Origin of the sequence: Luteococcus sp. (assembly GCF_043424415.1) — a bacterium.
Lineage (GTDB): Bacteria > Actinomycetota > Actinomycetes > Propionibacteriales > Propionibacteriaceae > Luteococcus.
In genome coordinates, this window is the sequence record NZ_JBHWOO010000064.1 from 1 (window position 1) to 20,217 (window position 20,217).

Annotated in this window: 21 protein-coding genes and 1 tRNA gene; 17 read left to right on the top strand and 5 right to left on the bottom strand. The window is 69.7% G+C overall.

Annotated features, from left to right (window positions below):
- From ACHFFZ_RS03585 to nadC, 5 genes are all read left to right on the top strand, one after another.
- Window positions 1–454: hypothetical protein (locus ACHFFZ_RS03585; RefSeq protein WP_394275294.1), on the top strand; the 454-nt coding region annotated here is incomplete at its 5' end.
- A gap of 91 nt (window positions 455–545) precedes the next feature.
- Window positions 546–1,397 carry a hypothetical protein gene (locus ACHFFZ_RS03590; RefSeq protein WP_394275295.1) on the top strand — a complete coding sequence of 284 codons (852 nt, stop codon included), beginning with the start codon at window positions 546–548 and terminating at the stop codon, window positions 1,395–1,397.
- A gap of 75 nt (window positions 1,398–1,472) precedes the next feature.
- Window positions 1,473–2,462: a quinolinate synthase NadA gene (gene nadA / locus ACHFFZ_RS03595; RefSeq protein WP_394275296.1), complete on the top strand. Its 990-nt coding sequence runs from the start codon at window positions 1,473–1,475 to the stop codon at window positions 2,460–2,462.
- Window positions 2,462–3,955, top strand: coding sequence for an L-aspartate oxidase (locus tag ACHFFZ_RS03600; RefSeq protein WP_394275297.1), 1,494 nt, complete (start codon window positions 2,462–2,464; stop codon window positions 3,953–3,955). The genes nadA and ACHFFZ_RS03600 overlap by 1 nt, the downstream gene beginning before the upstream one ends.
- A complete protein-coding gene (gene nadC / locus ACHFFZ_RS03605; RefSeq protein WP_394275298.1) occupies window positions 3,952–4,797 on the top strand; it encodes a carboxylating nicotinate-nucleotide diphosphorylase in 846 nt (281 codons plus the stop codon). The genes ACHFFZ_RS03600 and nadC overlap by 4 nt, the downstream gene beginning before the upstream one ends.
- A gap of 6 nt (window positions 4,798–4,803) precedes the next feature.
- Here the strand turns inward: nadC and ACHFFZ_RS03610 are convergent, their stop codons facing one another.
- Window positions 4,804–5,526 carry an ABC transporter permease gene (locus ACHFFZ_RS03610; protein WP_394275314.1) on the bottom strand — a complete coding sequence of 241 codons (723 nt, stop codon included), beginning with the start codon at window positions 5,524–5,526 and terminating at the stop codon, window positions 4,804–4,806.
- A gap of 112 nt (window positions 5,527–5,638) precedes the next feature.
- On the opposite strand from ACHFFZ_RS03610, the gene dnaG reads away from it, so the two are divergent.
- From dnaG to ACHFFZ_RS03645, 7 genes are all read left to right on the top strand, one after another.
- Window positions 5,639–7,498, top strand: coding sequence for a DNA primase (gene dnaG / locus ACHFFZ_RS03615; RefSeq protein ID WP_394275299.1), 1,860 nt, complete (start codon window positions 5,639–5,641; stop codon window positions 7,496–7,498).
- Between the two features lie 100 nt (window positions 7,499–7,598).
- On the top strand, window positions 7,599–8,447 hold the full coding sequence (locus ACHFFZ_RS03620; RefSeq protein WP_394275300.1) for a sigma-70 family RNA polymerase sigma factor: 849 nt from the start codon (window positions 7,599–7,601) through the stop codon (window positions 8,445–8,447).
- Window positions 8,448–8,486: 39 nt separating this feature from the next.
- Complete coding sequence (locus ACHFFZ_RS03625) at window positions 8,487–8,999, top strand: hypothetical protein (protein ID WP_394275301.1); 513 nt, start codon at window positions 8,487–8,489, stop codon at window positions 8,997–8,999.
- Between the two features lie 50 nt (window positions 9,000–9,049).
- Window positions 9,050–9,125: transfer RNA gene (locus ACHFFZ_RS03630), tRNA-Asn, on the top strand.
- Window positions 9,126–9,252: 127 nt separating this feature from the next.
- Complete coding sequence (locus ACHFFZ_RS03635; RefSeq protein ID WP_394275302.1) at window positions 9,253–10,599, top strand: TrkH family potassium uptake protein; 1,347 nt, start codon at window positions 9,253–9,255, stop codon at window positions 10,597–10,599.
- 46 nt (window positions 10,600–10,645) lie between these two features.
- A complete protein-coding gene (locus ACHFFZ_RS03640) occupies window positions 10,646–11,302 on the top strand; it encodes a potassium channel family protein (protein WP_394275303.1) in 657 nt (218 codons plus the stop codon).
- Between the two features lie 126 nt (window positions 11,303–11,428).
- Complete coding sequence (locus ACHFFZ_RS03645) at window positions 11,429–11,629, top strand: hypothetical protein (RefSeq protein ID WP_394275304.1); 201 nt, start codon at window positions 11,429–11,431, stop codon at window positions 11,627–11,629.
- Window positions 11,630–11,735: 106 nt separating this feature from the next.
- Here the strand turns inward: ACHFFZ_RS03645 and ACHFFZ_RS03650 are convergent, their stop codons facing one another.
- Both ACHFFZ_RS03650 and ACHFFZ_RS03655 read right to left on the bottom strand, forming a co-directional pair.
- Complete coding sequence (locus ACHFFZ_RS03650) at window positions 11,736–12,230, bottom strand: FBP domain-containing protein (RefSeq protein WP_394275305.1); 495 nt, start codon at window positions 12,228–12,230, stop codon at window positions 11,736–11,738.
- A 28-nt stretch (window positions 12,231–12,258) separates the two neighbouring features.
- Window positions 12,259–13,107, bottom strand: a complete 849-nt coding sequence (locus ACHFFZ_RS03655) for a siderophore-interacting protein (RefSeq protein ID WP_394275306.1) — start codon at window positions 13,105–13,107, stop codon at window positions 12,259–12,261.
- Between the two features lie 142 nt (window positions 13,108–13,249).
- Here ACHFFZ_RS03655 and ACHFFZ_RS03660 point away from each other — a divergent pair, with 142 nt between their 5' ends.
- The 4 genes from ACHFFZ_RS03660 to ACHFFZ_RS03675 all read left to right on the top strand — a co-directional run bounded on the left by ACHFFZ_RS03660 (window position 13,250) and on the right by ACHFFZ_RS03675 (window position 17,629).
- Window positions 13,250–14,311: a CapA family protein gene (locus ACHFFZ_RS03660; RefSeq protein ID WP_394275307.1), complete on the top strand. Its 1,062-nt coding sequence runs from the start codon at window positions 13,250–13,252 to the stop codon at window positions 14,309–14,311.
- A gap of 37 nt (window positions 14,312–14,348) precedes the next feature.
- Window positions 14,349–15,731 (top strand): branched-chain amino acid transport system II carrier protein, encoded by a 1,383-nt coding sequence (brnQ, locus tag ACHFFZ_RS03665; protein WP_394275308.1) that lies wholly within the window; start codon window positions 14,349–14,351, stop codon window positions 15,729–15,731.
- 165 nt (window positions 15,732–15,896) lie between these two features.
- Window positions 15,897–17,507: a sodium-dependent transporter gene (locus ACHFFZ_RS03670; protein ID WP_394275309.1), complete on the top strand. Its 1,611-nt coding sequence runs from the start codon at window positions 15,897–15,899 to the stop codon at window positions 17,505–17,507.
- A complete protein-coding gene (locus ACHFFZ_RS03675) occupies window positions 17,504–17,629 on the top strand; it encodes a methionine/alanine import family NSS transporter small subunit (RefSeq protein WP_394275310.1) in 126 nt (41 codons plus the stop codon). Before ACHFFZ_RS03670 ends, ACHFFZ_RS03675 begins: the two co-directional genes overlap by 4 nt.
- A gap of 62 nt (window positions 17,630–17,691) precedes the next feature.
- Here ACHFFZ_RS03675 and ACHFFZ_RS03680 read toward each other — a convergent pair whose 3' ends face one another.
- Together ACHFFZ_RS03680 and ACHFFZ_RS03685 are read right to left on the bottom strand one after the other, a co-directional pair.
- On the bottom strand, window positions 17,692–18,039 hold the full coding sequence (locus ACHFFZ_RS03680) for a DUF202 domain-containing protein (protein WP_394275311.1): 348 nt from the start codon (window positions 18,037–18,039) through the stop codon (window positions 17,692–17,694).
- Between the two features lie 20 nt (window positions 18,040–18,059).
- The gene (locus ACHFFZ_RS03685) at window positions 18,060–18,419 is read right to left on the bottom strand and encodes a YidH family protein (protein WP_394275312.1); all 360 of its coding nucleotides are present in this window, start codon (window positions 18,417–18,419) and stop codon (window positions 18,060–18,062) included.
- A 146-nt stretch (window positions 18,420–18,565) separates the two neighbouring features.
- On the opposite strand from ACHFFZ_RS03685, the gene ACHFFZ_RS03690 reads away from it, so the two are divergent.
- Window positions 18,566–20,161 carry an AMP-binding protein gene (locus ACHFFZ_RS03690; protein ID WP_394275313.1) on the top strand — a complete coding sequence of 532 codons (1,596 nt, stop codon included), beginning with the start codon at window positions 18,566–18,568 and terminating at the stop codon, window positions 20,159–20,161.
- The last annotated feature ends 56 nt before the right edge of the window (window positions 20,162–20,217 follow it).

Below are 20,217 nucleotides of genomic sequence, written 5' to 3' on the forward strand. Positions count from 1 at the left end.
CGGCTCCGACTGGAGCATCGTCGTGGTGCTGCTCATCTGCGTCATCACCGGCATCATCCAAGGCGCCCGCGGCATGGTGCGCCACATCGACCCCTCCGAGATCGGCGCGGCCAGCTCCTCGGTGCTCAGCGTCGACAATGCCCGCTCCTTCGACGGCACCGTGAAGATCAGCACCAGCCTGTGCACCGACACCCCTGACGCGCTCGACCAGGTGCGCTACCGCGTGCAGGATGCCGCTGGCTCCGTCGTGGCCCGGCGCGACCTCCCGCTGGTGGCCGACCGGGAGCGCCAAGCCGCCATGCTCGGCAAGAACCTTCCCGCCGGGGACTATGACGTGACCGTCACCTGCCTGGCCAATGGCCAGCCCACCGAGCGCACCGAGACGATCCGGCAGAGCCTGGGTGCCACCGGGGAACGGTCCCGTCCGGGACGGCTGCCCGAGACCGGCCGCTGATCGCGCCGACGCGCGGGGACCACTCCCTGCGACACGGGTGCGTCATCGTCCGGGCCAGCTAGGGTCTGGCGTGACGAAAGGAGCGTGGCGGATGCGTGCTGAGCTGGTGGGAGTGCTGGTCGCGGTCAAGGATGCGACCCCCATGGCCCTGGCGCCCGGCATGCCGCCGACGCTCCCGTCCGGGCCCTTGCTGGACGAGGACGCCTCCCTGCAGCGCAGCACGCGCAACTGGGTGCACCGCCAGACCGGTCACCTGCCGGGCTACCTGGAGCAGCTCTACACCTTCGCCGATGCCGGGCGCCCCGGCGGGGAGCGCACCGTCTCGGTCTCCTACCTGGGCCTCTCGGCGGCGCCGAAGGATCCTTCGGGGTGGCGCAGCTGGTACGAGGTCTTCCCCTGGGAGGACCTGCGCGAGGACGGCGGGCGGGCCCGCGCGCTGGCCGAGTCCTTGATGGGCTGGGCCGACGAGGGCCCCGATGAGCAGGAGTGCAGCACGCGCCGGGCGCGGGTTGCCGTGACCTTCGGTCTCGGTGAGCTGGCCTGGCAGCCCGACATGGTGCTGCAGCGCTATGAGCTGCTCTACGAGGCCGGCCTCCTGGCGCAGGCCGGGGGAGTGGAGATGCACCAGGACCACCGCCGGATCCTGGCGACCGGGTTGGCCCGGCTGCGGGCCAAGATCGAGTACCGACCCGTCGTCTTCGAGCTGTTGGGCGATGAGTTCACGCTGGGTGAGCTGCAGCGCTGCGTCGAGGCGATCGCAGGCCAGCAGGTGCACAAGCAGAACTTCCGCCGGGTCGTCGAGACCCAGCGACTGGTGGAGGAGACCGGCGGGCGCAGCACCACCACCGGTGGCCGTCCGGCCAAGCTCTTCCGCTTCCGGCGCCAGGTCGTGGTGGAGCGGCAGGTGATCGGGACCAAGCTGCCGGTGGTCCGCACGAAGTAGCCGGCACGGGATCCTTCAGCAAATACTTTTGCTCAAAGCCAGCAATTGTCTAATGCTCAGGTTTAGCATTACTCCATGACAGTCACTGCACCCACTGCCGAGGTCGACCTCGACGCCCTCTACTCTCGAGTGAGCCACGTCATCCCGGCCGTCGAATGGGCCACCATGGTCGACGACATCGCCGCGATATGGCGCCTCAAGGCCGAGAAGAATGCCGTCATCATGGCCCACGCCTACATGACGCCGGCCGTCTACCACTGCGTCGCCGACATCACCGGCGACTCGCTCGCCCTGGCCCGCAAGGCGCAGAACGTCGAGGCCGACGTGATCGTGCTGGCCGGCGTCCATTTCATGGCCGAGACCGCCAAGATCCTCAACCCGGGCAAGACGGTTCTGCTGCCGGACCTGCGCTCGGGCTGCTCGCTGGCCGAGTCGATCACGCCCCAGGACATCGAGGCCCTGCGCGCTGCCAACCCGGGCGTCCCGGTGGTGACCTATGTGAACACCTCGGCCGCGGTGAAGGCCGCGAGCGACATCTGCTGCACCTCGGGCAATGCACTGGAGGTGGTCACCGGCCTGGGCACGGACCGGGTGATCATGGTTCCCGACCAGTACCTGGCCCGCAACATCGCCGCCCAGACCGATGTCGAGGTCATCACCCACCCCGGTGCCTGCGAGGTGCACGAGCGCTTCACGGCCGACGACATCCGCGACATCCGCGCCGGACACCCCGGCGTGACGGTCATCGCCCACCCCGAGTGCCCGCCGGAGGTGGTGGCCGAGTCCGACTTCGCCGGATCCACCGCCCAGATGGCGAGCTTCGTCGAACAGCACCGCCCCGAACAGCTGGCGCTGATCACCGAGTGCTCGCTGAGCGACAACCTGCAGGCGCAGTACCCGGAGCTGGACATGGTGCGTCCGTGCAACCTGTGCCCCCACATGAAGCGCAACAGCCTCCCCGCGATCCGCGAGGCCCTGGAACAGGGACGCCACGAGGTGGAGGTGGACGCCGCCGTGGCCGCCGACGCCCGCCTGGCCATCGAGCGGATGCTGGCGGTGAAGTGATGCACGTCGAGACCCTCGGTGCCCCGGTGATCGTGGGCACGGGTCTTGCCGGGCTGAGTGCCGCGGTGCAGCTCTTCCCCTCGCCCTGCCTGGTGCTGGGCGCCGGCGCGGTGGGGGAGCAGACCTCGACGCGTCTGGCGCAGGGCGGCCTGGCGGCCGCCGTGGGGCCGGACGACTCCACCGAGCTACACCTGGCCGACACCCTCGCAGCCGGAGCTGGGCTGTGTGACGAGCCGGCCGCCCGCAGCATCGTGGAGGAGGGCCCGCGCACCGTCGAATGGCTCCAGCGGCTGGGAGTGCGCTTCGACAACGACGTGCGCGGACGCCTCGACCTGGGGCTCGAAGGAGCCCACCGGCGTCGTCGCGTGCTGCACGTCGACGGGGACGGCTCCGGGGCCGGGCTGCTGCAGGCCATGGTCCAGGCGGCGCGCACCATGCCGAGCATCGAGCTGCGCCCACACACCCGCGTGCTGCGGGTGCTGGCCGATCACGACGGCGCGCAGGGCCTGCTCGTCGAGCGGCACGGCCAGCGCCAGGTGCTCGCAACCCGGGCCGTGGTGCTTGCCACCGGCGGCCTGGGCGGACTCTTCGCCCACACCACCAACCCGCTGGGATCGCAGGGCCAGGGCCTGGCCCTGGCTGCCCGTGCCGGCGCCCAGCTGCGCGATGTGGAGATGGCGCAGTTCCACCCCACCGCGCTCGACGTGGGGATCGACCCGATGCCGCTGGTCAGCGAAGCCGTCCGTGGCGAGGGCGCAGTGCTGGTCGACGAGGCCGGATGCGAGTTCGTCGAAAGCCTCGCCCCGCGCGACGTGGTCTCCCGTGCCGTGTGGCAGCAGCTGCAGCAGGGGCGCCGGGTGCTGCTGGATGCCCGTCTGGTGCCCAACTTCGCCGGCCACTTCGCGCAGGTCCACGGGCTGTGCCGCCAGGCAGGGATCGATCCGGCACGGGACCTGATCCCTGTGCGTCCCGCAGCGCACTACCACATGGGTGGCATCGAGACCGGACTCGACGGATCCACCTCGGTGCCGGGCCTGTACGCCGTGGGGGAGTGTGCCTCCACCGGTCTGCACGGCGCCAACCGGTTGGCCAGCAATTCGCTGCTGGAGGCCGTCGTCATGGGACGGCGCGTCGCAGGTGCCGTGGGCCAGGCGGCAGTCGATGCCCCACTGGGCGACGGCCCGCTGGCCGCGCGACTGGCGACGGTGGCCCTGATGGTCGACGGCCCCGCGCCAGCACAGGTGCGGCAGCTGTGTGAGTCCTACGCCGGCATCCTGCGCTCGGCCGACGGTCTGCACCGGCTCTGCCGCGAACTCGAAGGATTCCTCGACCACGACGACGCACTGGTTGCCCACCTCGTGGCGACCGCCGCCCTGCAACGCCGCGAGTCGCGTGGCGCCCACCAGCGCACGGACCATCCCGCCACGGCCAACGTGGCCGAACACACCCGTGTCAGCACCAATTCAGCCCACCAGATGGAGGACGCCCAATGAGGACCCTGCCGCAGATCGTCGTCGAACCCGTCGTCCGAGCAGCGCTGCTCGAGGACCTCGGACGCTCCGGTGACGTCACCACCGATGCCTGCACCCCCGCCGACGCCACCGCCCGGGTCGCGCTCGTCGCACGCCAGCCGGGTGTGGTCGCCGGCCTGGACTGTGCCCGGCTGGCCTGGCAGCTGCTGGATCCCCACGTCACCGTCGAGGTCCAGCGCCCCGACGGCTCGCGAGTCGAGCCCGGCACCACGATCGCCGTCGCCCAGGGCAGTGCCCGGGCCCTGCTCACCGGCGAGCGCGTCGGGCTGAACCTGATGGGCCACCTGTCGGGGGTGGCGACGCAGACCGCCAGCATTGCCGATTCCATCGCCCATACCCGCGCAGTCGTCGTGGACACCCGCAAGACCACTCCGGGACTGCGCGCGCTGGAGAAGTACGCGGTGCGCTGTGGTGGCGGTCGCAACCACCGCTTCGGGCTCGACGATGCCGTGCTGCTCAAGGACAATCACCTGGCCGTCGCCGGGGGCATCCGGCCCGCCGTGCAGGCGGTGCGCCGCGAGGTGGGGCACATGGTGAAGGTGGAGGTCGAGGTCGACACCCTGGACCAGCTGCAGGAGCTGCTGGAGTTGGGGGTCGATGCCGTGCTGTTGGACAACATGGCGCCCGACGTGCTGCGTGAGGCGGTGCGGATGGTCGACGGCCGCATGCTCACCGAGGCCTCGGGCGGAATCACCCCGGACAGTGCACCGGTGATCGCCGAGTCCGGCGTGGACATGATCTCGGTCGGCTGGCTGACGCACTCGGCACCCGTGCTGGACATCGGGCTGGACCACCTGGGCTGAGCCCGGTCAGGGGCGAAGCCGCCCCCGCAGGTCGGCGGGCAGCAGCTTGCCGGCGCACATCAGCTTGTTGGCCACCACCACGGTGACGCTCTGACCGGCCATGATGCCCACCAGCACGAGCAACTGGGAGGCGCCGGCCTGCAGCGCCGAGCCGCCGCCCAGCAGCACGCCCACGAAGGCGCCCGGCAGCGTCACCAGCCCCACGGTGCGGGTGGTGTCGATGGTGGGCACCAGGGCATCGGTGCGGGTGGCCCTGGTCACCAGGTCGATGGCGCGGTCGCGCTGGAAGCCCAGCGACAGCGCGGCCTCGTACTGTCCCATGCCCTCGCGCAGGGCCGGGAACTGGCGACGGCCGAACAGGGTGTGGGCGGTCATCATGTTGCCAACGATGATGCCGGCCAACGGGATCAGCGCGGCACCGTTGAGCGGGGAGGCGCCGCTGCCGAAGATCGCCAGCAGTACCGGGGTGATGCCACACAGCATCGCCAGGGCCGTCCACGGCCAGGCCCCGCCCACCTTGGTGCGCCCGGCGGTGGTGCGCACGGCGACGGCAAACATGGCCAGGCTGAACAGGGCGGCCAGCGCCAGGTGCTGCATGCACGCGACGATGATCAGGGAGACGGCCGCCAGCTGCACTGCTGCTCGCGCCGCGGCGATGATGCTCTGCCAGCCCAGGCCCAGGCGGCCCCACCAGGAAGAGGCGACGGCGACGAGCACCAACAGCGCCAGGGCGAGGCCCAGCTTCCAGTCCAGTTCCACGATCACGGCTGAGAGTCTAGGTCTCCGCGCCGCCGCGGCCGGCGGTGCGGCCAATCATTGACTCGGCGCTACACTCCGAGCCATGGCAGGAAGGATCAACGACGAGGACATTGCGCTGGTCCGTGAACGCACCCGGATCGACGACGTGGTCAGCACCTTCGTCACCCTCAAGCCTGCCGGCGGTGGATCGCTGAAGGGCCTGTGCCCCTTCCACGACGAGAAGACCCCCAGCTTCCAGGTGACGCCCTCGCGCGGCTTCTACTATTGCTTCGGCTGTGGTGAGGGTGGCGACGCGATCACCTTCCTGCAGAAGATGTCCAACCTCAGCTTCACCGAGGCCGTGCAGCAGCTGGCCGACCGCACCGGCGTGCAGCTGCGGATCAGCGACGACGGCGGTCCCCGGCAGGAGCCGGGCCTGCGGGTGCGGATCATGGAGGCCAACCAGGCCGCCAGCGACTTCTTCCAGCAGCAGCTGATGACCCCCGGCGCCATCGCCGCCCGGCAGATGCTCGACGGCCGCGGCTTCGACCGTGCGGCGGCGGAACAGTTCGGCGTCGGTTACGCGCCCCGGGGTGGCCGCGAGCTCAAGAACCACCTCAACCGGCTGGGCTTCCAGGATGCCGAGCTGGTCAAGGCCGGCCTGATCCGCGAGCACGGCCACGACTTCTTCCAGGGCCGTGTGCTGTGGCCGATCCGCGACTCCGGGTCGGCGGTGCTCGGCTTCGGCGCCCGGCGGCTGTTCGACGACGACCGGATGCCCGCCAAATACCTCAACACCCCCGAAACCCCGGTCTACAAGAAGTCCCACGTGCTCTACGGGCTCGACCTGGCCCGTCGCAACATCGGCAAGAAGTCGCAGGCCGTCGTGGTGGAGGGCTATACCGACGTGATGGCCGCCCACCTGTCGGGCGTCGACACCGCGGTGGCCAGCTGTGGCACCTCCTTCGGCGACGACCACGCCCGCATGCTGCAGCGCCTGATGGGCAACCAGGGCGCCTTCACCGGCGAGGTGATCTTCACCTTCGACGGCGACGCGGCGGGCCAGAAGGCGGCGATCCGGGTCTTCGAGGGTGACCAGAACTTCATCGCCCAGACCTATGTGGCCGTCGAGCCGTCCGGCCTGGACCCGTGCGACCTGCGCCTGCAGCAGGGTGAGGCCGCGGTGCGCGAACTCGTCGGGCGTCGGGTGCCGCTCTACCGCTTCGTCATGGAGAACACCCTCAAGAACTACGACCTGGACCGCGTCGACGGCCGCCTGCAGGCGCTGCGTGCCGCCGCCCCGCTGGTCAGCTCGATCCGCGACACCTCGCTGGTCAACGGCTACCTGCGCGAGCTGGCGGCGATGCTGGGCATGGACGTCGACGAGGTCCGTGCCGAGGTGACCCGCGCCCGTCGACGGGGCCCGGCACCCAAGCAGTCGGCCACGCCCGTGCCCGCCGAGCCGGAGGCGCCCCAGGCGCAGCAGGGCACCCCGTGGCCGGATCCGGCCGACCGGATGCTGGGGGTGGAGCGCGGCACGCTGAAGCTGATGCTGCAGCAGCCGATCCTGTTCGACACGGCGTGGAACCAGGTGCGCATCGAGGACTTCTCGCACCCCGCCTACCGGGGCGTCTTCGAGGCCATCGCACAGGTGCCGTGGACGCCGGAGGCGTGGACCGACCAGGTGCTCCGGGCCACCGGCGACGAGGTGGTGCAGCAGCTGATGATCGCGCTGCTGGTCGAGCCGGTGCTGCGCACCCCCGACGAGGCCTATGCCAGCGCCTACACCTCCCGCCTGCAGCTGCTCTCGGTCGACCGCGAGATCCGCGACCTCAAGAGCCGCCTGCAGCGCACCAACCCGGTCGACGAGGAGCAGGCCCACAAGCGGATGTTCTCACAGCTCCTGGAGCTCGAGGTGCGGCGAAAACAACTCCAGCAGGCCTCGGTCGGGCTCGTCGTCTGAACCCAGGCCTGCACGAGCGGGGCAGGCAGGTGTTGTCCGGTTGTTGTCGGCCTGGCCGAAGGCCTGTCGCCGGGAGGCCTCGCGGGCCAAGCATGGACCCATGGCAACTCTCATCGACCAGAACCCCACACTCCCAGCACTGCTCACCCGCGCCGAAGAGGCGGCACTGGCCCGTCGCATCGAGGCGGGCGTGGTGGCCCGCGGCGCCCTCGACGCAAGCCTCCACTGGCCTTCCGACGCCAGCGTCGACGAACTCGAGGCGATCGTGCGCGACGGCCAGGAGGCATGGCAGCACTTCCTGCTGGCCAATGTGCGACTGGTGGCGCAGGCCGCCAGCACCTCGTCGCGACGCAGCGGCCTGGACTTCCACGAGTTCTTCCAAGAGGGAATGCTGGCCCTGGCCGAGGCGCTGATGCGCTTCGACCACCGCCGAGGAATGAAGTTCTCCACCTATGCCGCGCCGTGGATCCGCAATGCGGTGATGCACCAGGAGGTCTCCCGCGCCGGCTACGGCCATGCCCCGATCTGGCGTCAGCAGGAGGCGCGCCGGATCCATCGACTGCGGATGGACTTCGCACAGACCCACGGCCGCATCCCCACCAGCCAGGAAGTGGCAGACCTGTGCGGCCGTGACCCCAGCTGGGTCCTGCTGGTGGGCAGCGATGATCGTCGCGTCTCCCTCGACGAGCTGCAGGTGGAGCTCGTCGCGCCCGGCACCGTCGACGAGATGGTGGAGCAGAGCCTTGCCGGACGTCCCGACTGGCTGCGGCTGCTCGGCTCACAGGAGGCCCGGGTGCTGGCCCTGCGCCACGGCCTGGATGATGGGGTCCAGCGCGAGGTCGTGGAGGTGGCGCGCATCATGGGAGTCTCCCAGAGCACTGTGCGCCGCATCGAGCGCCGGGGCCTGGCCGGGGCACGGCACCTGCTGGACGACACGGTGGCCGCCTGAGCTGGCAACGCGCTTGCCATGGCACGGCACAATGGGGGCATGGGTCTCAGGTCACGTCTGTTCGGTCGCACCACCTCACCGGCGGTTGCCGACTACGAGCGCCAGGTCGGTCGCTGCGTCCAGGTGCTTGCCGAGGCGAGTGGTCCACGGGTGGCCCTGCTGGCCATGCCCGACAGCTTCGCGGTCAGCTTCGACGGACAGTGGCAGACCATTGGCTGGCACCAGGTGCGCACCGGTGGGTGGAAGCTGGAGACCGACGAGATGTACTGGCGGCTGCTGGACGGCCGTAGCGACAGCCTCGTGCTCACCGACGAGGGCCACTTCCCCGAGACCTTCCGCGACCGGGTCCAGGCCAGCGTCGTGGTGGAGCAGAGGGTGCCCGTCCCCAGTGGCGGCACCGTCGTGCTGAGCGCGCGTCGCGACCTGGGGCAGGACCAGCCGGTGCTCGACTGGCAGGTGCAGGCCTCGCACGGGGCCAGTCTCAAGGACCCCGAGACGCGCCACCTGGCGGACGAGGCCCTGGCCGGTCTCCGCGCCGATTATGACTTCTGAGCAAAGCCGTGTAGAGTTTCATCTCGCGCTGAGGGAAACCTCAACGCTGATCCCTGGTAGCTCAATTGGCAGAGCATCTGACTGTTAATCAGAGGGTTACTGGTTCGAGTCCAGTCCGGGGAGCCACCTGAAACCCGTTTGACCAAGCCCAGGTCGGACGGGTTTTCGTGCGTCGATGGGCCTTTCCGCTGCGTGCATCCGGGACGCGAACCGTATGGATCGTTCGGCGCCAGAACGGCGTTAGCATGTGCGGGTGTCCTTGGAACGCTTGGTCTCGCACCCCGGCCGGGTCGTGTCTGCGGCCTACATGGTGGGCTGGCTGTTGGGGACCACCCTGCTGTTGCTCCCGGTGTGTACCGCGCCCGGCAACCACACGGGCTGGTGGCAGGCCTCCTTCACCGCCATGTCGGCCCTGTGCATCACGGGTCTCAACGTGGTCGACCCCGGAACGCACTGGTCGCACGCCGGCCAGGTGGTGATCCTGTCCCTGATCCAGATGGGCGGCTTCGGGATCATGACCATGACCAGCCTCATCCTGTTCCGCATCGCCGGGCGCGTCAGCCACACCACGGCCCGAGTGGCCCAGGCCGAGACACGGGCGCAGCTCACCGGCATCGGCCGGATGCCATGGCGAATCCTACGCCTGACCCTGTTGATCGAGGGCACCGTCGCCGTTCTGCTCACCGGACGATTCCTCTTGCTCGGAATGCAGTGGGACCAAGCGCTCTACCGCGGTGTCTTCCACGCCATCAGTGCCTTCAACAACGCCGGCTTCTCCCTGTGGCCAGACAACATGATCGGCTTCAATGCCGATCCCTGGGTGATGCTGCCGATCTGTGCCGCCATCGTCCTGGGAGGGCTGGGCTTCCCCGTCCACCTGGAACTGCTGCGGCGCTGGCGAGGACTGCGTGCGGGGGCCCGGCGCCGGCCCTCGGTGCACCTGCAACTGACGCTGATCGGCACCGCCGTGCTGCTGCTGGCGGGCTTTTGCACCTTCGCCCTGTTCGAGTGGAACAATCCGGGCACGCTCGGCCCGCAGTCGCTGACGGGCAAGCTGCTGGGCTGTTTGGGAGGCGCCGTCTTCCCTCGCACCGCCGGCTTCAACTCCATCGACTACGGCGCCATCAACGATGCCACCATCGCGGTGAACTATGGGCTGATGATGATCGGAGGCGGTTCGGCCGGCACCGCCGGCGGTCTGAAGATCGCCACCGTCGCCGTCCTGCTGCTGGCCGTCGCCACCGAGGTCGCGGGTGAACAGAAGACCGTCTTCCGGGGACGCAAGATCTCCTCGGCGCTCACTCGTCAGGCGCTGGCGGTCACCGTGCTCGGCACCGCTGCCGTCTTCGTCGCCATCCTCGCACTGGCGAGCATCGAACCCGCACCCCTGCACGTGGTCACCTTCGAGGCGATCAGCGCCTTCGCCACCGTCGGACTGTCGATGAACCTCACACCCACCCTTCAGCCCGCGTCCCTGGGTGTCGTCGAGGCCCTGATGTTCCTCGGCAGGGTGGGTCCCGTCTCGGTGGCCGCAGCGCTCGCGATGCACCGCCATCCCCGTCGATACCAGTTGCCACAGGAGGATCCCCTTGTCGGATAGGAACTTCAGTGCTTTGCACCTGCCTTGGGGCAAGCACCGTGAGACGGTGTCGAGCTCGGAGGAGAGTGCCCTCGTGGTGGGGCTCGGACGTTTCGGCCTCGCCACAGCCCGGCGCCTGGCAGCCCTGGGCGTGGAAGTGATGGGCATCGACTCCGATCCGGTGCTGGTGCAGCGGGTCTCGCACGACCTCGACAACCTGGCCGTGGTCGATGCCACGGACTCCGACGCGCTCGAGCAACTCGGGCTGGACCACGTCACCGTCGCGATCGTGGCGATCGCCAATGTGGAGGCCTCGGTGGTGAGCGTGCTCAAGCTCAAGGAGGCCGGGATCCCCGAGGTCTGGGCCAAGGCCGCCAGCCGCACCCATGGCGAGATCCTGGAACGCGTGGGCGCCAACCACGTCGTCTACCCCGAGGCGGCCGCCGGGATGCGAGTGGCACACTCGGTGGCCCACCACCTGTTCGACTACTTCGAGTTCGAGGACGGCTTCGCAGTGGCCAGGGTGCTGGCCCCCAGCTGCACCTGGGACCGCACGCTGGGCGAGTCCGCCGTCCGCCAGCGCTATCAGGTGACCGTCGTCGGCGTGAAGCGGCAGGGGGAACCGTTCAGCTATGCCATTCCTGAGACCACCATCCGAGAGGGCGACCAAGTGATCGTCTCTGGTTCCAAACAGGACGTGGACCGCTTCTCCCGGTTGCGCTGAGCCGGAGCCCCGCCCAGCCAATGGCCGGATTGCGCCCTCGGCGTCATTCGCCGCGAAGGCCTTGCATCCTGACCACACAGGGGTTGAATGGGACTTGACCCACCCACCGCACCACAGGAGGAAGCCATGTCTGAAGGCCAGATTTCCGAGACCTCGAAGATGACGCCCGGCCAGGGTGCCGACTCCATCCCCGGCAGCGATGACGGCATCCCGCCGGCCGAGGACGCGCAGCAGGTGTCGCAGGGGATGCCCGCCGACTACGCCGACGACGGCAAGGAGCGCTCGGGCCTCCAGGGCACCGAGGACGAGCTCGGCGGCGCCAGCTGACTGCGCCTGCGTACCCCGAGGGGTAGCGCACGAGCACGACACGACGGTGGCCGGACCCCACGGGGTTCCGGCCACCGTCGCCTTGTCAGGGGAATCGAAAGGGGACTCAGCGCCCGTCCACGACCCGCTGCAGGAACTTCTCCAGGTGGCCCTGCAGGCGCCAGACGCGCTCCTCGACGCCCAGCGTCTCCTGCGGCTGCACACGGCGCGGCTGCTTCAGCTTGCGCGCATAGAGCGAGCAGGCCAGGTCAGCGCACATCGAGGCCGCCACCGTGTTGCCCTCACGGCCGCGGCCACCCGCGCGCTTGGCGCCCATGAAGGCGATGTCGCCGCTGGAGTGCACGGTCAGGCACAGCGAGCACATGCTCTGCTTGGCGCCGGCGGGACGCAGCGTCGCCTTGAGTGCCACGGCGACCGGTTCGTCGCCGCGCCAGGTGGCAATACCGCCGAGCAGGGGAGAAGCCGGGTCACGCCAGCCGAGGAAGTCCAGGTCCTGCCAGGCGACGCCCGCCAGACCGGTGGGCAGGTTCATCCGCTTGGCCTCGCCCTTGGTGCAGTTCACCAGGGCGGCACGGATCTGGTCGGTGGTCAGCTCATGCATGGCGCCACTGTACGCGCGTGCGGCCGGCTCAGGCCTCCGAACGGCCGCGTCGCCAGTAGCCCATGAGCGCCACCGATTCCATGTCCCAGCCCGTGGCCACCAGGTGGCGTCGAAGACCACGCACCATCGAGGCCTCGCCGGCGACCCAGGCGAAGGCCTCGCCGGGATTGCCCCCGATCTCCCACAGCTGTGCGTCGTCCAGGTCGTGCACCCGCCGCACCGTGCCGGTGAGGGCCTCCAGCAGCTCGTCGCCGGCGGGGGACTCGTGACGTGCCAGCCAGGTGACCTCCACGCCGTCGGGCGAGTCGACCTCGAGCCGGTCGCCCACCGACGGCACCTCGATCCAGGCTCGGCCGGTGGTCGAGCGGGGCAGTGACTCCAGGATGGAGCAGATGGCCGGCGCCGCGGTCTCGTCGCCGGCCAGCAGTACCTCGCGAGCCGGCCCGGGGCGCCACTCGATGCCGCAGCTGGCGGCCTCGGGATGGGTGGCGTCAGGCCCGATCACCAGCACCGGGTCTCCCGGCCGGCAGTCCAGTGCCCAGCGTGACAGCGGCCCCACCCGGCTGTGCACGGCGATGTCGACGTCCAGCTCACGGGCCCTTCGTCGCACCGACCGCAGGGTGACGGTGCGGATCGGATTGCGTTCGTGCTGGGGCAGGCCCCGCCAGTTGTGGAACCAGTGGCCGTCGTCGGCCGGGAAGTGACCGAAGGGGTCGTCGCCGGGAAGCGGGAGGACGAGCTTGGCGCGCTGGTCGAGGCCGACGTCGCCCATCCTCGAGAGCGCCTCGTTGCCCAGCGTGACGCGGCGGAAGGTGGGGCTCAGCCAAGTGGCGCCGACGACCGTGGTGCGGAACTGGCGGAAGGGGGTCTGTGGCACCAGTCCACGCTAACGCCGAGGTGGCGGCTTTCAAGACCTCACAGGGCCTTTCGGCGAGCACCGGGCGCACGCTGCACCGCCGTCCCCTAGGCTCTGTGCGAGTGGTTCCGCACTGGCGCGGGACCGTGGCACAGGAGCTTTCATGCAGTGGGACAACCATCCGGTCTACCGTCGTCGTCGACGGGCGGTGGCAGCCATCGCCCTGGCGCTGCTGCTCCTGGTCGCCCTGGGTGTGCGCTCCTGCAGCACGAATCTCGGGCAGGACGGCGGACCCACCGGCCCCGCGGCCCAGATCACGATCGCCTTCGCCGGTGACGTGCAGGCCCACGCCGCCTCGGAACGCATCAACACCGAGGGCCTGGGCGCCATCTCCAAGCAGCTCTCCGCGGCAGATCTGGCACTGGTGAACCTCGAGACGGTCGTCGTCGAGGACGCGAGGGGCCTCGAGCCGCAGCCGAAGCAGTACACCTTCGTCACCAGCCCCACGATCCTCGGCTCGCTGAAGAAGGCGGGTGTTGACGCGGTGGCCGCAGCCAACAACCACACCATGGACTACGGCGATGAGGGCATGGCCCGGATGCTGGCGGTCAAGAAGTCCTCCCCGCTGCCCATGGTGGGCCTGGGCAAGGACGAGCAGGAAGCGTGGGCCCCGTGGACCACCGAGGTGAAGGGCCGCAAGGTGGTCGTCTTCAGCGCCACCGACGTGCTGGAGGAGGGGCTGGACTGGAAGGCCGGCCCAGACAAGCCGGGCCTCGCCAAGGTGATGGATGACGACGGCTTCGCCCGGCTCGTCGACGGGGTTCGTGCCGCGCGCGAGGCGGGCCCCGACGACGTGGTCGTGGTCTACCTCCACTCGGGCGTCGAACTGGAACGCTGCCCGACCGACCGCCAGAAGTACACCAACCGCGAGCTCGCCAGGGCAGGGGCCACCATCGTGGTGGGAAGCCACGCGCACATCCTGCAGACCACAGGGTCCGAGGGGGACACGGCCATCGCCTACGGCATGGGTAATTTCGTCTTCCCGGCGCAGAGCAAGCAGACCACGACAACCGGTGTGCTGACCGTGACCGTCCCGCCCAAGGGACGTCCCGAGATGGGCTTCGAACCCGCCGTGATCCGCAATGGCATGCCCGAGCCGCTGAAGGGGCCGCTGCGCGACGTGGCGCTCCAGGAATGGCAGGCACTGGGCAAGGACTGCTCCTGAGGGCGGTCCTGGTGCGGCAGTGCGGCAGACTGGGCGGGTGCCCAACCAGTCAGCCGCCAGTGCCATTCCTGCCAGCCCCGCCGAGACGGTCGGGGGACGACTGCCGATGCGCCAGTCGCTGCTGCTCGGCTCTCTCATGTTCGGGCTCTTCTTCGGCGCGGGGAACCTGATCTTCCCCGTCTCCCTGGGCCTGCTCTCCGGCAGTGCGGTGTGGCCTGCCGCGGCCGGCTTCCTGGTGGCGGCCGTCGGCCTGCCGATCCTGGGCGTGGTGGCCAGCGCCATGAGCCACACCGCGAGCCTGCACGAGCTGGCCTCGCGGGTGCACCCGGTCTTCGCGGTCGTCTTCACCTGCGCGCTGTACCTGACGATCGGTCCCTTCTTCGCGATCCCGCGCACGGCGACGGTCTCCTACGAGATGGCCTTCGGTGCGCGCCTCGACGGGGGCGGGGCCCGGCTGGCACTGCTGGTCTTCTCCGCGATCTTCTTCGGGCTCGTGCTGCTCGCCTCACTGCGCCCAGGGCGGCTGCTCGACTATGTGGGCCGCTACCTGACCCCGCTCTTCCTGGTGCTGCTGGGGATCCTGCTGGTGGTGGCCCTCGGCGGCGGCCCGGGCGGGCCAGCCCCGGCCCCGAGCGAGCTCTATGCCAGCCATGCCGCCAGCCAAGGGGTGATCGACGGCTACAACACGATGGACGCGCTGGCCTCGCTGGCCTTCGCCATCGTCATCATCGAGTCCGTCCGACGCCTCGGCGTCAGCTCACCCACCCGGATCGCCGCCGAAGTGGGACGGGCCGGCATCGTCGCAGCCCTCGCCATGGGCGTCATCTACACCGCCCTGGCCGTGCTCGGCGCGGCCTCCACCACCCTGGTGGAGCGGGAGGCCAATGGCGCGGTGGCGCTGGCGAGCGTCTCCCAGCACCACTTCGGCACCGCCGGCCTGGTGCTGGCCGCCGCGATCATGCTGGTGGCCTGCCTCAAGACGGCCATCGGCCTGGTCACCTCGTGCGCCGAGATGTTCGCCACGATGTTCCCCCGCAGCCTCGGCTACCGCGGCTGGGCGGTGCTGTTCACCCTGGCCAGCTTCGGCTTCGCCAACGTCGGCCTCGAGACGATCATCACCGCCGCAGTCCCGGTGCTCGCCCTGCTGTATCCGCTGGCCATCACGATGATCCTGCTGGGCCTGCTCTCACCCCTGGTCCAGGGCAGGCCCTGGGCCCATCGCCTGCCGATGGCCGTCGTGGGTCTGGTCTCGGTGCTGGCACTGCTCGCCGCTGCCACGGACCTGTGGCCCTCGGGCGCTGACTGGGCCGCCCGCGCCGGGGGAGTGCTGCCCGGCTTCGAGCTCGGCTTCGGCTGGATCCTGCCAGGAATCGTCGGCCTGGTCACCGGGATGCTCGTGCCCGGGCGCCGCCAGGGCTGAACCTGGCCACCAGGATGCCACCGGCACTCCACCCAGTGAGACGAGCGTCTCGACGCCGGAGCGACTGGTTGGGTTGATCCAGCTCGTCCGGGCTCTGCTGCGCGGACGGTCCCTGACCACCGACACCATCCCGCCCCGGGTTGGTGCCCCACACCTGGAGGACACGTGTCGACTTCCTCGTCGGCCTCGGCCCCGCGCGAGCAGTGGCAGTCACAGATGGGATTCATCCTGGCTGCCGTCGGTTCCGCGATCGGCCTGGGCAACATCTGGCGCTTCCCGGGCGTCGCCTACACCAACGGCGGCGGCGCCTTCCTCATCCCGTACCTGGTGGCCCTGTTGACCGCCGGCGTGGTCTACCTGCTCTTCGACTGGGCCCTGGGCCACCGCTACCGCGGCTCCGCCCCGGCAATCTTTCGCCGCATCCACCCACGCTTCGAGCCCCTCGGCTGGTTCCAGGTGGGCATCTGCTTCGCCATCATCACCTACTACGCCGTGATCGTCGCCTGGTCGGTGCGCTACATCGGCTTCTCGATGAGCCGCGCCTGGGGCGACGACCCGGCGGGCTTCTTCACCGGCGACTTCCTGCGCCTGATCCCGTCCGCCGACGCACACATCACCGGCAGCCCCGTGCCGGGTGTCTTCTGGCCCCTGGTCGCGGTGTGGGCCTTCGTCACCCTGATCATGGCGCTGGGCGTGGCCGGCGGGCTGGAGAAGATGAACAAGATCTTCCTGCCGACGCTGCTGGTCATGTTCGTCGGCATGGTGGTCCGGGCTGTCACCCTGCCCGGCGCCGTGCAGGGCCTCAACTCCTTCTTCACCCCCGACTGGTCGGCCCTGACCGATCCGCAGGTGTGGGTGCAGGCCTATGCCCAGATCTTCTTCTCACTGTCGGTGATGTTCGGCATCATGGTCACCTACGCCTCCTACCTGCCCCGGCGGGCCAACCTGGCCCCGACGAGCTTCGTGGTGGCCTTCTCCAACTCCTCCTTCGAGCTGCTGGCCGGCATCGGGGTCTTCTCCACCCTTGGCTTCATGGCGGCCCGGCAGGGCATCGCCGTCTCCGAGCTGGAGGGCATCACGGGGCCGATCCTGTCCTTCGTCACCTTCCCGCAAGTCATCTCGCTGATGCCCGGCGGACAGTTGTTCGGCGTGCTCTTCTTCGGTTCGCTGTCACTGGCGGGCATCACCTCGCTGGTCTCACTGATCCAGGTGGTCACCGCCGCCGTGCAGGAGAAGTTCGACACCGGTCGCACCGCCAGCTCGGTGGCCGTCGGCCTGGTGGCCGCGCTGGCCTCCACCTGGCTGTACTCGACCTCGAACGGGCTGAACATGCTCGACGTGGTCGACAACTACGTCAACAACATCGGCGTGGTGGCCTCGGCCATCGTCACCGTCGTCCTCGTGGTCCTGGTGGCGCGTCGCCTGCCCGAGCTGCACCACCACATCAACGACCACTCCGCCCAGGGAGTCGGCAAGTGGTGGCCGCTGTTCGCCGCCGTCATCACCCCGATCGTGCTGGCCGTGATGCTGGCGCTCACCATCCTGGAGCTGCTGCAGAAGGGCTACGGCGACTACCCGTCCTGGTTCAACAATGCCTTTGGCTGGGGAAGCCTCGGCACCCTCATCCTGGGCTCGATCATCTTCAGCCTCATCCCGTGGCGCAGCAGCGTCGACCACTTCCGCCCCGCCGAGCTGGCGGGCATGGACCCCCACCCCTATGAGCACCACCAGAACCCCGACGCCCTGACCGCCACCGCCCCTCAGGAGACCCGATGACCACCTCGGCACTGCTCATGCTCATCTTCTCGCTGACGATGGTCTGGGGAGGACTCGTCGCCGCGATCATCAACCTGCGCAAGAATCCCAGCGCCTACACCGACGAACTCGACGAAGCCTGAGATCGAGCCGCGAGGGCCCGTACCCGGTGGGGTGCGGGCCCTCGCCGTCGTCGGGCACAGGATCAGCGAGGCAGGACCTGCGCCATCCCGGGCAGGCCGAGGGCCACCAGCCCCAGCAGGAAGAGGCCGCCGCCGAAGGTCACCACGGTGGCGGTCAGTGGGAGCCACCCGCCGGTGCGCAGCTGCTGCTCCGGATCACAGAGCCCAGATGTGGCCCGGCGGTAGCGGCGCCGCGAGAGCACCAGCAGGCAGACCGAGACGACACTGCCCACTGCTCCCAGCAGCAGCGCCCAGCCGCCCACCACGGGCAGCCCGAACCGGGCTGCGGTGAGGGCCCCCACCATCAGGGCCAGGCAGGTCCGCTGCCATGCCAGGGCGGTCCGCTCGGGTTGCAGGCCGGGGTCGAACAAGCCTGGTTGGGGCCGATTCGTCACAGGGTCCCCGCGAGTATCAGAAGCCCAGCCAGGCAGACCAGGACGCACAGGGGCACGGCCAGCGGCGAGGTGGGAAGCGGCCGGCCCAGGCGCATCGCCAGCTCGGTGCGTGACCAGCTGAACCAGGCCTGCAATGGCCCGACCAGGCCGGCGACGAGCAGCAGGATCGCGGCAGCGCGCAGGGCTGGATGGTCGGTGGTGTCGAGCACGGCCAGGGCGGTGCCGCCGGCCATCAGGGCCAGGGAGGTGCGGATCCAGGCCAGGAAGGTGCGCTCATTGGCCAGTGAGAAGCGCGGATCGGGCTCGTCGCCCTGTTCGTAGACGCGACGGGGGAACCGGGCCGGTGCATCTGCCACCGAACGCCTCCAATGCCGTTGGCTGCAACCCCGGGGGGCCACCGGGCCTGTCCCGGTGCCCGTCAGCCTAGTCGGGCTCTTGGCACTGGCGGCGGTGGGTCGGTCATGCAATAGCCTCTGTGCCACACCACGAACGAGAGGAAGTCATGGAATACCGAGGGCCCTGGGATGACATCGACGTCCCCGACGTGAGCCTCTACGACCTCTTGTTCGAGCACCTCAGCGAGGCCGACGGCGCCAAGGTGGCCTTCGACCATGCCGAGACCGGCCAGGTGCTCACCTTCGCCGAGCTGAAGCAGCAGATCGACTCCGTGGCCACCTGGCTGGCCGAGCGCTCCATCGGGGCCGGAGATGTCGTGGCCATCGTGCTGCACAACCGGCCCGAATACGCGGTGGCCTTCCATGGCACCATGCGCACCGGCGCGGCAACCAGCCCGGTCAACCCGGCCGCCTCCGCCCACGAGGTGGCCCGTCAGCTGCGCACCACCGCCGCCCGCGTGGTGGTCACCAGCAGCGACGAGCTCGCCACCGTCCGCGCAGCCCTGGACCTGCTGGACGAGCAGGTGGACTCTCTGGTCGTGGTGGGGTCCCCGGACGACGACACGATCGACTGGGGCGAGCTCATCACAACCGAGGTGGACCTGCCCGAGGTGCACCTCGACCCCGCCACGCACATCGCCTGCCTGCCGGTCTCGTCCGGCACGTCCGGTCTTCCCAAGGCCGTGATGCTGAGCCACCGCAACCTGGTGGCCAACATGATGCAGTTCGACGTCGCGCTGGACTCGATGGGCGAGGACAACTCGATGTTGTCCTTCCTGCCCTTCAGCCACATCTACGCGCTCACCACGAACATGAACTACAGCCTGCTCAGGCGCTTCTGCCAGTACACGATGAGCACCTTCCAGCCCGGCCTGTTCGCCAAGCTGGTGACCACCCGACGCCCCACCCTGCTCTTCGTGGTGCCGCCGGTGGCCAGCCTGCTGGTGCGCAGCCACGCCATGCGCGAACTGGACTGGAGCTCGGTCCGCCTGGTGGTCTCCGGTGCGGCGCCGCTGGACGGGGCAGTGGGCCAGGCGGTGCAGGAGATGATGGGGACCCGCCTGGTGCAGGGCTACGGAATGACCGAGCTCTCGCCGGTGACGCACGTCATCCCCGTCGACCGGTGCGACATCCCGCTCGACACCATCGGCCAGGCCATCCCCAATCTCCGCTTCCGCGTGGTGGACCCGGTCACGGGTGCCGACGTGGCGCCGGCTGCGCCGGGTGGGTGGAGTGAGCCGGGGGAGCTGTGGTGCCAAGGACCCAACACGATGCTCGGCTACCTGGGCCATCCGGAGGCCACGGCCGAGGTGCTGGTGGAGGACGGCTGGGTACGCACCGGCGACCTGGTCGTCGTCGACGAGCACGGCACCACCAAGGTGGTGGACAGGATCAAGGAGCTCATCAAGCGTCGCGGCTACCAGATCCCGCCCGCCGAGCTGGAGGCCCTGCTGGTGACCCATCCGCAGGTCGCGGATGCCGCCGTGCTCGGGCGCGACCGCGGTGACGGCGACGAGGTGCCGCACGCGCTGCTGGTGCTCGCCGAGGGCGTCGACCCGCTGACCGCACCTGACCACATCCTGCACTGGGCCAATGAGCAGATGGCTGCCTACAAGCGGATCGCCAGCTCCACCGTGGTGGCGCAGCTGCCCCGCTCGGCGGCGGGAAAGATCCTGCGTCGCCGGCTGGACGCACTGGTCTGAGCCTGCTGTCCTGGACGATGGAGCTGAACCAGGAACAGCGGCGGGGCCGCACCCAC